This is a genomic window from Asprobacillus argus (assembly GCF_032248395.1).
Lineage (GTDB): Bacteria > Bacteroidota > Bacteroidia > Flavobacteriales > Flavobacteriaceae > Polaribacter > Polaribacter argus.
On sequence record NZ_JAVTTO010000006.1, the window covers coordinates 44365 to 56234 of the forward strand.

11 protein-coding genes are annotated in these 11870 nt (G+C 36.4%); 3 read left to right on the plus strand and 8 right to left on the minus strand.

Translation table 11 applies throughout. The annotated features are described in order from the left end of the window. Positions 1–4 precede the first annotated feature (4 nt). The 6 genes from trpB to RQM59_RS14120 are packed head-to-tail and all read right to left on the minus strand — an operon-like array spanning position 5 to position 5583. Entirely contained in the window at positions 5–1186 is a 1182-nt protein-coding gene (gene trpB / locus RQM59_RS14095) for a tryptophan synthase subunit beta (RefSeq protein WP_349242765.1), read from the minus strand. A gap of 4 nt (positions 1187–1190) precedes the next feature. Then, the gene (locus RQM59_RS14100; RefSeq protein WP_349242766.1) at positions 1191–1811 is read right to left on the minus strand and encodes a phosphoribosylanthranilate isomerase; all 621 of its coding nucleotides are present in this window, start codon (positions 1809–1811) and stop codon (positions 1191–1193) included. Positions 1812–1814: 3 nt separating this feature from the next. After that, entirely contained in the window at positions 1815–2600 is a 786-nt protein-coding gene (trpC, locus tag RQM59_RS14105) for an indole-3-glycerol phosphate synthase TrpC (RefSeq protein WP_349242767.1), read from the minus strand. 33 nt (positions 2601–2633) lie between these two features. Further along, positions 2634–3620 carry an anthranilate phosphoribosyltransferase gene (gene trpD / locus RQM59_RS14110; RefSeq protein ID WP_349242768.1) on the minus strand — a complete coding sequence of 329 codons (987 nt, stop codon included), beginning with the start codon at positions 3618–3620 and terminating at the stop codon, positions 2634–2636. Beyond that, on the minus strand, positions 3617–4195 hold the full coding sequence (locus RQM59_RS14115) for an anthranilate synthase component II (RefSeq protein WP_349242769.1): 579 nt from the start codon (positions 4193–4195) through the stop codon (positions 3617–3619). Before RQM59_RS14115 ends, trpD begins: the two co-directional genes overlap by 4 nt. Next, positions 4192–5583 carry an anthranilate synthase component I family protein gene (locus tag RQM59_RS14120; protein ID WP_349242770.1) on the minus strand — a complete coding sequence of 464 codons (1392 nt, stop codon included), beginning with the start codon at positions 5581–5583 and terminating at the stop codon, positions 4192–4194. The genes RQM59_RS14115 and RQM59_RS14120 overlap by 4 nt, the downstream gene beginning before the upstream one ends. Positions 5584–5946: 363 nt before the next feature. Here RQM59_RS14120 and asnB point away from each other — a divergent pair, with 363 nt between their 5' ends. The 3 genes from asnB to RQM59_RS14135 all read left to right on the plus strand — a co-directional run bounded on the left by asnB (position 5947) and on the right by RQM59_RS14135 (position 9073). Then, entirely contained in the window at positions 5947–7611 is a 1665-nt protein-coding gene (gene asnB / locus RQM59_RS14125) for an asparagine synthase B (protein WP_349242771.1), read from the plus strand. 159 nt (positions 7612–7770) lie between these two features. Further along, entirely contained in the window at positions 7771–8340 is a 570-nt protein-coding gene (locus RQM59_RS14130; protein ID WP_349242772.1) for a magnetosome magnetite crystal formation protein family, read from the plus strand. A 22-nt stretch (positions 8341–8362) separates the two neighbouring features. Continuing rightward, entirely contained in the window at positions 8363–9073 is a 711-nt protein-coding gene (locus RQM59_RS14135; RefSeq protein WP_349242773.1) for a CPBP family intramembrane glutamic endopeptidase, read from the plus strand. Here the strand turns inward: RQM59_RS14135 and RQM59_RS14140 are convergent. Further along, positions 9050–10048 (minus strand): PorP/SprF family type IX secretion system membrane protein, encoded by a 999-nt coding sequence (locus tag RQM59_RS14140; RefSeq protein WP_349242774.1) that lies wholly within the window; start codon positions 10046–10048, stop codon positions 9050–9052. The two genes, RQM59_RS14135 and RQM59_RS14140, sit on opposite strands and share 24 nt — an antisense overlap. A 5-nt stretch (positions 10049–10053) precedes the next feature. Next, positions 10054–11870 (minus strand): PKD domain-containing protein (locus RQM59_RS14145; protein ID WP_349242775.1); only part of this gene is annotated, 1817 nt, incomplete at its 5' end.

Here is an 11870-nt window from a genome sequence, read left to right on the forward strand (position 1 = left end):
CCTATTATTCTAAGTGTTTGATAAATGTCTCTAAGTCCTTATCTCCTCTTCCCGACAAATTAATTACTATTACCTGATCTTTCACTATATCCATTTTGGGTAAAACGGCCAGCGCATGAGCTGTTTCTAGTGCTGGAATGATCCCTTCAATCTTCGTTAACTCATAAGCTGCAGTCAATGCTTCTTTATCCGTTGCATTCATAAATGTTGCGCGCTTACTTTCATATAAATATGCATGCAAAGGACCTACTCCTGGGTAATCTAATCCAGCAGATATTGAATACGGCTCAACAATCTGACCATATTCATCCTGCATTAAAATAGTTTTACTGCCATGAATCACACCTACTTCACCCAATTGAGACGTCGCAGCACTTTCTCCAGAATGAACTCCTAGTCCTGCTGCTTCTACGGCAATCAATTCAACCTCTTCATTGTCCATATAATGATAAAATGCTCCTGCAGCATTGCTACCTCCTCCCACACATGCAATGATAGTATCAGGATTTTCTTTTCCTGTATGCTCTTTCAATTGCCATTTGATCTCTTCTGAGATCACTGCTTGTAACCTCGCTACCATATCAGGATAGGGAGCCGGTCCCACTACTGAACCGATCAAGTAATACGTTTCTGGGTGTTGTATCCAATAACGGATAGCCTCATTAGTTGCGTCCTTCAATGTTTTGCTACCACTTTTTGCAGGAACCACAGTAGCTCCCAACATTTTCATCCTCGCAACATTAGGCGCTTGTCTTTTAATATCTATCTCTCCCATAAAAACAGTACAATCCAACCCCATCAAAGCACAGACCGTGGCCGTAGCAACTCCGTGCTGACCTGCACCAGTTTCCGCAATAATCCTGGTCTTTCCTAGCTTTTTAGCAATCAATATCTGACCAATAGTATTATTGACCTTATGCGCTCCTGTATGATTTAGATCCTCACGTTTTAAATAAATATGGGCTCCATATTTATTTGATAGTCTCTTGGCTAGATACAAAGGACTAGGTCTACCAACATAATCTTTTAACAAGGATTTATATTCTGATTGAAATTCTTCCGACTCAATGATTTGAATATAATGTTCATCGATCTCCTTAACATTTGGATATAATAACTCGGGAATAAAGGCTCCTCCGAATTGCCCGTAATATCCATTTTCATCTGGTTGAAACTTCGATTTCATGTCTTTATATTTTCAATGCTTTCTTAAAAGCTTTTAGTTTTTTTGTTTCTTTAAATCCAGGTTTACTTTCAAACTTACTATTAACGTCAATAGCATATATTGGTAGTCCTGAAGCGTTCACTTTTCTTATTTCTTCAATATCATTTAAATCAATTCCTCCACTTAGAAAAAAGGGTACCGAATACGGATAGTTCTTTAAAACTGACCAGTCGAACTTTATACCATTACCTCCGCGTTCTTTTCCTTTGGTGTCAAATAAAAAATAATCAACTGTCTTTTCATACCCCTTTAAAAGAGAAAAGTCAAAATCATCTTTGATCCCAAAAACTTTAATAATCTCAACATGTTTAATATAACGCTTCAACTCCTCAATATAGGCTACAGATTCATCGCCATGTAACTGAATGGCTTCCAGCTCATATTCTTCAACTAAAGAAACTACGATCTCCATAGGTTCATTCACAAAAACACCTGTTTTCTTAACACCTTTAGGTAGTTCTGGAATGATTCCTTCAAAATTTCGTTTGGATCTCTCATAGAAAATAAATCCCATATAATCAGGTTGCAAATCCGCAACTGATCGAATATTCTCTACATACTTCATTCCACAAACTTTTAGTTTCATCTTCTAACGTATTTGACTAATAAATTCTTCACAAGCGAGACCTGGATCTTCTTCTTTCATAAAATTCTCTCCAATCAAGAATCCTTTGAAATCGTACTCTTTAAGTCCAGTAATAATTCTTGGATCACTAATACCACTTTCGGAAACTCTGACACAACTCGATGGTATTTGACTTGCTAAGGCTATAGAATGCTCAAGATCTACTTCGAACGTTTTTAAGTTTCTATTATTGATTCCAATAACCTTATTCTCAAGCTCAATTTTATCTAAGTCTTCTTTCGTATGCACCTCGTATAGTACTTCCATTCCAAGATCGTTTGCTAGCTGTCCATAGTTTTTAATTTCTTCTTTTGTCAAGCAAGCGGCTATCAATAAAATTACATCAGCTCCAATCGCTTTGGCCTCTACAATCTGAAAACCATCCACAATAAAATCTTTACGCAAAATTGGCTTGCTCGTATTAATGGCTCTTGCCTGCATTAGATCGACCATAGTACCTCCAAAAAACGAGGTATCCGTCAGAATTGATTGAGCGGCAACATCTGCATTTAAATATCCTTCTGTAACCTCCTCAATTTTTGCTGTATCATTAATAATTCCTTTGGAAGGTGATTGTCTTTTAAACTCTGCAATAATTCCAGTGGAATAAGGATCAAGTAACGATTTTCTAAGAGAGAATGGATCCCGTTTAAAATTTGGACTTTCTACCAATCTTTGTAATGGAACGTCCGCTTTTATTTTTGCGACTTCTTTCTTTTTAAATGCTATTATTTTATCAAGTATAGTCATGTATCTACTTTTTGTCAGACTCGGCTGACGCTTTTATTTTACTAATTTTTCTAAACATTCTTTTGCCTTCCCTCCTAACAAAGAGTTTTCTGCCTCAGCAAAAGCATCTTCAAACGATTTATTGACATCTACAATAGTCAATGCTATTGCAGCATTTGTCAACACCACACTATTTTGAGGGTCTGTGCCGCCTCCTGAGAGAATGGTTTTAAATATTTTGGCAGCATCTGCAACAGAATTTCCTCCAAAGATATCGGATTGCGCCACTCTTTTTTGCCCAAGATCCTCCGGCGTAATCAATTGTTCTCCCGTTTTGGTGAATAGCTTAAACCCTCCGGTTAATGATATCTCGTCATAACCATCTAAGGCATGTACAATACCATAGTTACTTACCTCCTCTTGAAGAATATAGTTGTAAAGTCTAGCTACCTCTAAATTAAAAGTTCCCAGCAGTTGATTCTGAGGAGAACTTGGGTTTACCAATGGTCCCAGCATATTGAAAAATGTTTTCAACGCCAATGCTTTTCTAGTTGGACCAACAGCTTTCATTGCTGGATGGAATTTTGGTGCATGCAAAAAGCAAATATTTGCCTTTTCTAAATGCTCTTTTAAAGTATCCTCATTATTGGTAAATTCATATCCGAAGCTTTCCAACATATCTGAAGAACCCGATTGTGAAGACACACTATAATTTCCATGTTTCGCCACTTTCTGACCGGTTCCAGCCACTATAAAAGAGGTTAATGTTGATATATTGAAAGTATCTTTTCCATCACCTCCCGTTCCCACAATATCTATGGTATTGTAATCTGAAAGATCCACTTTGATAGCTAACTCTTTTAATGCTTTTCTAAACCCTGATAATTCCTCTACCGTAATAGGTCGCATCATAAAAACGGTCATGAAAGATGCAAGATGAGCATCATTATACTTTTCCGAGGCAATGTTTATTAAGATCTCTTTTGCCTGAGATTCTGTTAACCTTTTGTGCTGATATAGATGGTTTAAAATTTGCTTCATGATGCATGTGCTTCTATAAAATTCCTAACGATATCTTCTCCTACTTCAGTTAAAATCGACTCTGGGTGAAACTGTACTGCACTTATAGGATATTCTCTATGTCGGATAGCCATAATTCCGCCTTCATTATCTAAAGCGGTTACTTCTAGCACTTCTGGAAAATTCTCCTCGGATGCGATCCACGAATGATACCTTGCAGCTGGAAAACTATTTGCCACGTCTTTAAATAATACGGTATCCTCTTTCGTAACTTTCATCTCGGTAGCAACTCCATGAAACACTTCATTCATATTAGAGATGGATCCACCAAACACTTCAGTAATTGCTTGCAAGCCTAAACAAACACCAAAAATGGGTTTCTTTCCTGCATACATTTTTATCGCATCTTTCAAAACTCCTGCTTCATCCGGAATACCTGGTCCGGGCGAAAGCATGATCAGATCATAGGCCTCCATTTCTTCTAAGGAAATTTCATCATTTCTGAATACCGAAGGGAAAATTCCTGTGATCTTCTCTACCATATGCACCAGATTGTAGGTAAACGAGTCGTAATTATCTATAATTAATATTTTCATATGTTCTCTGCTAATAACAGTGCCTTCTTTAAAGCTGCTAATTTATTATTTACTTCTTGTAGTTCATTTTCTTCATCGGAATGGATAACAATTCCAGCTCCTGCTTGATAGTACAATTTGTTTTGTTTACTCACAAACGAGCGAATGGCAATCGCCAGGTTTACCGAACCATTTAGTCCTATAATACCAACGGCTCCTCCATAAAATCCACGCGACTGATTTTCATATTTGTCGATCAACTCCATTGCTTTGTACTTAGGCGCCCCACTTAAAGTTCCTGCTGGAAAGGTATCTCCAACAATTTCGATAGGGTTCCCTTTGATCTGTCCTTGTACTGTCGAAACTAAATGGATTACATGACTAAAATATTGTACTTCTTTAAATACTTCTACCGTCACATTATCTGCATGTTTACTCAAGTCATTTCTTGCAAGATCCACTAACATTACATGCTCTGCCGTTTCTTTTTTATCTTCAGATAGCTTTTTCCCCAATTTCAAATCTTCTGTCATATCACCAGTACGTCTAAACGTTCCTGCAATCGGATTGATGATCGCTTTTCCTTCATTAATTTTGATTTGTGCTTCTGGCGAAGATCCCATTAACTTAAAACTTCCATAGTCAAAATAGAATAGATAAGGGGATGGATTAATAGACCTTAGTGCTCTATACACATTGAATTCATCTCCTTTAAAACGTTGCTGAAACTGTCTAGACAGCACTAATTGAAATACATCTCCTCTTTTGCAATGCGCTTTGGCATTTCGCACATACTCTTTAAAATCTTCGTTCGTACAGTTCGAAGACTCTTCTCCAACAATTTCAAATTTTTGCGTATTAAATGCCTGTGCTTCAATGATTGTTTGAACCTCTTCAATACGAGCATCTTCTCCGTCTTCTATATTTTCGATTACTATCATTTCATCATTAAAATGATTGATCGCAATAATAAATCGATAAAAACTGTATTGCATCAAAGGAATTGCTGAAGGTGCTTCCGATACATTCAACTCAATCGTCTCAAAATATTGTACGCTATCGTATGTTGTATACCCATATAACCCATTAAAAGATTGTAATGACTCATCACAGTCCAATGAAATACTAGAGCTAAAAGCATCAAAAAGTTGGTAAAAATTCTCATCTATTTTTTGAGAAGACGTTTGTTCTCCTTTTTTTTCGATAGCGAATTTATTGTTCGCAACTTTCATCGTCAGAATTGGCTCAATACATATGAAAGAGAAACTTTCTTCTTTACTATGATAGTCAGAACTTTCCAGTAGCAATGTGTTTGCATATTTATCTCGAAATCTCAAATAAAGACCCACGGGAGTTATTGTATCTGCAATACGCTTTCTACTGATTGTTTTTATGTTTGTTTTTTGCACGTGTTCTGATTTATTTTAGAACTATTATTCAAAATAAAAAAGGCTTATCGTGAGATAAGCCTTTTGTTTATATTATTTACATATAGGTTTCCTTCTCACTTATGAAATAAGAGAGTTCCACCACCATGTATTTTGATTCTGTAACATTATGCAACAAAAATAAATACTGAATCTGAATACGGCAAGTTTTCATTCATTTTTTTTAAATCATAAGTTTTTAGTCAATTTTTAAACAAAAAAACTACAAAAACATATAATAATACAATATTTAGTAATATTTTAAAACTAATATTATGATTTACATGTCATTTATAAACATAATTATTTCATTTGTAGCTTAATTACAATTAAAAAGAAAAGATTATGTGTGGTATTGTATGTGCCTTTGACTTAAAAGAGAAATCAGAAGTATTAAGACCTCAACTATTAAAGATGTCTGCTAAGATTAGACATAGAGGTCCAGATTGGAGTGGAATTTACAGCAGCGATAAAGCGATTTTAGCGCATGAGCGTTTGGCAATTGTTGATCCCGCATCTGGAAAACAGCCTTTATTCAGTGAAGACAAAAAATTAATATTAGCAGCGAATGGAGAGATTTACAATCATAGAGAATTAAGAGCAAAGTTTGAAGGTTCTTATACATTCCAAACGGCATCAGATTGTGAAGTGATTCTAGCTTTATATAAGGAAAAAGGTGCACATTTTTTAGATGAACTGAACGGTATTTTTGGATTTGCGATCTATGACGTTGAACAAGATGAATATTTTGTGGCTAGAGATCATATGGGCATCATTCCATTATATATGGGCTGGGACCAGCACGGAACATTTTATGTTGCTTCAGAACTAAAAGCCCTTGAGGGTGTTTGTACTAAGATCGAACTATTTCCTCCAGGTCATTATCTGTCTAGCAAAGATGGTCAGCTAAAACAATGGTATCAAAGAGATTGGATGGAGTATGATGCTGTTAAAGAAAATGAAACTACTATTGAAGAAGTACGTAAGGCATTAGAAGCAGCGGTGCATAGACAGCTTATGAGCGACGTTCCTTATGGAGTACTACTATCAGGTGGCTTGGATTCTTCTGTAACTTCTGCAATAGCAAAAAAGTATGCTGAAAAGCGCATCGAATCAGGAGATACAAAAGAAGCTTGGTGGCCGCAATTACATTCTTTTGCTGTAGGGCTGGAAGGTTCGCCAGACCTGACGGCTGCACAGAAAGTAGCAGATCATATTGGCACGGTTCACCATGAAATCAAATTTACTATTCAAGAAGGTTTAGACGCTATTAGAGATGTGATCTACAAACTAGAGACCTATGACATTACTACGATTAGAGCTTCCGCTCCAATGTATTTAATGGCCAGAGTAATCAAATCTATGGGTGTAAAAATGGTGCTATCTGGTGAAGGGGCTGATGAACTTTTTGGAGGATATCTATATTTTCATAAAGCTCCAAATGCAGAAGAGTTTCATAAAGAAACGGTGCGTAAATTAGACAAGCTTCATATGTACGATTGCCTTAGAGCAAATAAATCATTAGCTGCCTGGGGGATAGAAGGTCGAGTTCCTTTTTTGGATAAGGAATTTATGGATGTGGCTATGCGCATTAATCCAAAAGATAAAATGATTAACGGAGAGCGTATGGAAAAGTGGGTTATTCGCAAAGCGTTTGAAAGTTATTTACCTGAATCCGTGGTTTGGAGACAAAAAGAACAATTCTCGGACGGAGTTGGATACAGTTGGATAGATACCCTAAAAGATATTGTCAACATAGCGGTAACCGATGAGCAACTTGCAAATGCCCAGTACAAATTCCCTATCCAAACACCCACAACAAAAGAAGAATTTTTTTACCGTTCTATATTCACTGAACATTTTCCAAGTGATACGGCTGCATTATGCGTCCCCCAGGAACCTTCCATAGCTTGTAGTACAAAAATCGCATTGGAATGGGATGAGAGTTTTAGACATATGAACGAACCTTCTGGAAGAGCCATTTCCATGGTTCATGAAGATGCTTATTAATTTTAGATTTTAGATTATGAATCCCGCCTCGGCGGGGTTTTTTGTTCTATATTAGCGTCGAATCACCTTTAAATACTGAAAATGACAGATAGGTGACATGTAAATGACGCTACAATTTCCGCGGGTTGACAATAACTTTGTAGCATCAAATTATACGAAATGAAAACGCCATCGTTAAGCGAAAATTTAGTCTACCAACGAAAACTAAAAGGGTATACTCAGGAAGATCTTTCTGAAAAAACCACTGTTGGTATTCGCACAATACAAAGGATTGAAAAAGGGCAAACACAGCCACATTTACAAACTATCAAATTACTGGCAGCAGGACTCAATATCGAAGTCAATGATCTACTTCCTGTTGAAAACCCCAATGAAGAAGATATTCAAAGAAAATGGATGTTGTTATTGCATGCCATTCCTTTTTTAGGGTTGATCATTCCGTTTGGCAATATTCTATTTCCCTTATTTCTATGGATCCATAAGTCAAAAGATAATAGAACGTATGATCATCATGGAAGGGCAATTGTTAACTTCCATAGTTCCATCACCCTGTATGTTGTCATTTCATTACTACTCTTTTTCCCATTCCCTGGCTATAATTTCTTCTTAACGGGAGGAGTCGTACTTTTTGGAATTGTTGTAACGGTTTTAAATATAACGTCTGCCTTGAATGAAGGTACCTGCAACTATCCTCTTTCCATTTCATTTTTGAAACCAACACGGGTTTAATCTCTTACAATTTTAAAAACAGATGTTAGGATTATTAGTCATAGTAGCAATCTCATGGATATTGCTACACTTTATTCAGAAAGAAGGTTTAGATGCTTTAGGAATTGTTCCTAATCGCGTAAGAGTTTATCAATTCTTTGTTGGTTTTGTAGCCATGATGCTCATTGTTCTTTTAACGATCAGCATTGAAAGCTTCATTGCAAAAATTCAATGGAGTCAACATAGCCAGATTAACTATACATCAATATTCAATGCATTTGTATATCATCTCAGATCTGCATTGACTGAAGATCTTGTATTTAGAGGCGCCATACTTTATATTCTTATCAAAAGAGCTGGTGTAAAAAAAGCACTCCTTTTGTCCGCCATTTCCTTCGGCATCTATCACGTATTTTCTTATGGTATGGTCGGAAGCGACATAATTCCAATACTCTATGTAGTGCTTGTTACTGGACTAACCGGTTATATATGGGCATATTTATTTTACAAATCAAAATCGATCATGATGCCTTTGGGTTTTCATATTGGATACAACTTAACGATGTCTTTATTCTTCGAAAACCAACCATATGGAGAACTCCTATTCAAAGAAATATCCAGAATACATTTATCTGAGTGGAACGGGTTTTTACTATTACTTTTTAAGGGTATATTTCCTTCAATTGTAACAGTCATTGCTATTAAAGTGACTCTGGCAGTAAACAGAGGATTAAAAGATTCTCGGACAGGGTAACCTTCGGCTTCTAAGACTTCCAAAATCATAATTGATTGAAACTTCATAGATACCTCCAGTATTGCCTATTTTATTTGTGGTGAAATCTTGAGAGTAGCTAAACTTCCAGTTTTCCCACTTTACTCCTATCAAGAAATTAAGAGAAGATATTAAGCTATCATTCAGTTCGCTTTTATTAGGGCTTGCAACCGCAATAACACCAAATGATAATTGCTCTATCCCCAATTGAAATCCTAAATCAATTCGACTAATCTGGCCTTGCTTCATATAATTAAACAATCCATAAAGATTACTATCATTTCCAAAAACCCGCTCAATAGGAATGAGATCTCTTGAAAGATTGTAAGCTGCATGTGCAGAAAAGAACATATCCAACGGAGCATTATTTCCTTGTTGTGTAAAAGAAATATCTGGCTGAGTTAGATGTCTCAAGGTTAATCCAAACCAAGAATCTTCATTATGAAATAAAACAGAAGTGCTAAAATCTACGAAATTGATCTTTTCATTTAACACTGAAGAATCAATGGAGGAAGTATTTACAATCCCAGTAAAAATATTGATCTGATCTTCCAAAACTAAATTCTGAAATCCAAAACTCTTCATACCTAATCCAACAGAAACACTAGGTCTGAAATACCAAAAACTATTCAGTTGAAATACCAAAGAATGATGATAGTTTACCTGCGTAAAGGTGTAATTTGTATTGCTCTCCTGATGCTTCACAAGACTAAATCCAATTCCAGAGCCTATAGATTCTACCCATCCATCAACATACACAAATTGTGTATTCATACTAAAATCCAGTCCAGGCCATTGTACTCTATGAACTCCTCCTGCTCTGGTTATTTCTTGCGATCCGAAAAACCCTGAATTGATACTTTCAGGTATCATAAAAGATTGTGTAAATATAGGATCTTGTGCATATAAAAAATTACTTAGCAATACTGCTATAAAAGTGACTATTAATCTTTTCATTCTCTTTACTTAATAAGGGTTACAGGTCCACTTCGTTCAATTACCCGACCGTAAAACACCGTAGCTTTTATTGCCATTACATAATCTCCGTTCTCTGCTTTCTTTCCATTAACAATTCCGTTCCATCCTTCCAGGGTTGCTCCTTTTTCTGAATAAATAAGATTTCCCCAGGTATTATATACGCGCATTTCAACTTCGCTCATACCTCTAAAAACTGGTCTGATCACATCATTGATATTATCACCATTTGGTGTAAACGCAGTTGGAACAATCAATCGATAGCCCTCAGTTATCACCAACGAAACAGTGTGCGTATATCGACAATTAAAAGGATATTCTACCGTTAATTGAACATTGTACGTTCCTGGTGATGCAAACGTATGCACAGGATTTTCTTCTGTTGATGTATGCCCTCCTCCAAAGTTCCATAAGTAACTAACAGGGTCTCCTGTAGATAGATTTGTAAAAGTGATTGGATCTTCTATAGAAAGTTCTCCATACGTTGTTAATGCCAAAGAAGTATATTCAAAATCAGGTGTACCAATAACAGGCAAATTCACATCAACCGAAATGCGTTCTGTACAACCAAATGCATCCGTTACATCGGCAAAATAAGTTCCATTCTGAGATGTTTCCATGATTTCTCCATTAGTACCGCTTACTGTGCCCGCGCTCCAAACAATTGAAAATGGAGGAACACCTCCCGTAATGTTAACTACATTTCTTTGCATCACTATTCTAGTATCGCAATCGGCACTTTCCGATGTGGCAATAGTTGCTGTAACGGGATCTGGACGTATAACACTAAATGATTGTTGTGCCGAACAGCCATTCATATCTGTGACCGTTACGGCATAATTATTTGCGCCTATATTCTGTAAATCTTCAGTGGTATCTCCATTGCTCCAAACAAATGTAAAAGGAGCACTTCCGCCACTTACGATTAAGTCAATAGCTCCACTATTCGGGTCCACACAATCCGTTGCATCTGTAATAACAGCATCTAGGATCAATTCTTGTGGTTCTATAATAATAAACTGTCGATTAATAGAGCATCCAGAAGCATCGTTAACTGTTACATTATACGTTCCTGGAAGTAAATTATTTCGAACCAAACCATCTGTACTTCCATCTGACCAGGTAACGGTAACCGGAGCTACACCTCCAGCAAGATTTAATTGAATTGATCCATCATTCGCTCCAAAACAACTAACATTTGATACCGCCGGTGTAATATCGAATAAAGGACCATTAAAGATTTCTATTTGACGCACTTGTTGACATCCTATGGCATCTACAATTGTTACCGTATAGGTTCCAGCTGCTAAATTATTTCTTATAGGACCCGTTGCTAAATCATTCCATGTATAGGTTAACGGTGCTATTCCTCCGGTTACGTTCATGGTTATACTTCCTGTATTATCATTGTAACAAGTAAGATCTGTTGTTGTATAATTTACAACTATCTCTGGTGATTGGGAACTAATAATGATTCCATTAATCACTTTAGAAGTTCCATTAGCATCCGATACAGTTACATTATATGTAGAAGCTGGTAAATTGTTAAATGTATAATTAGGACCCGTCTGGTTTGTTCCTTGTTGAACGATTGCTGATGTAAATGAATCTCTCAGTATAAATGTATAATTTGGTACTGAACCTTGATCTATAGATACTTCAATAACTCCAGTAGTGTCTCCAAAACACAATACATTCTGATGGGATGCTAACACTTCTGATATTAACAAATCGGCTGGCTCATTAAGGGTCCACTGTTGAACAATCATACAGCCATTTGCATCCATAATGGTTACCTGATAAT

Bases quoted from the DNA above. Each gene is read 5' to 3' on its own strand.
- RQM59_RS14100 (WP_349242766.1), bottom strand. From the start codon at position 1,811: ATGAAACTAAAAGTTTGTGGAATGAAGTATGTAGAGAATATTCGATCA.
- RQM59_RS14115 (WP_349242769.1), bottom strand. From the start codon at position 4,195: ATGAAAATATTAATTATAGATAATTACGACTCGTTTACCTACAATCTG.
- RQM59_RS14130 (WP_349242772.1), top strand. From the start codon at position 7,771: ATGAAAACGCCATCGTTAAGCGAAAATTTAGTCTACCAACGAAAACTA.
- trpB (WP_349242765.1), bottom strand. From the start codon at position 1,186: ATGAAATCGAAGTTTCAACCAGATGAAAATGGATATTACGGGCAATTC.
- RQM59_RS14135 (WP_349242773.1), top strand. From the start codon at position 8,363: ATGTTAGGATTATTAGTCATAGTAGCAATCTCATGGATATTGCTACAC.
- trpC (WP_349242767.1), bottom strand. From the start codon at position 2,600: ATGACTATACTTGATAAAATAATAGCATTTAAAAAGAAAGAAGTCGCA.
- asnB (WP_349242771.1), top strand. From the start codon at position 5,947: ATGTGTGGTATTGTATGTGCCTTTGACTTAAAAGAGAAATCAGAAGTA.
- RQM59_RS14140 (WP_349242774.1), bottom strand. From the start codon at position 10,048: ATGAAAAGATTAATAGTCACTTTTATAGCAGTATTGCTAAGTAATTTT.
- trpD (WP_349242768.1), bottom strand. From the start codon at position 3,620: ATGAAGCAAATTTTAAACCATCTATATCAGCACAAAAGGTTAACAGAA.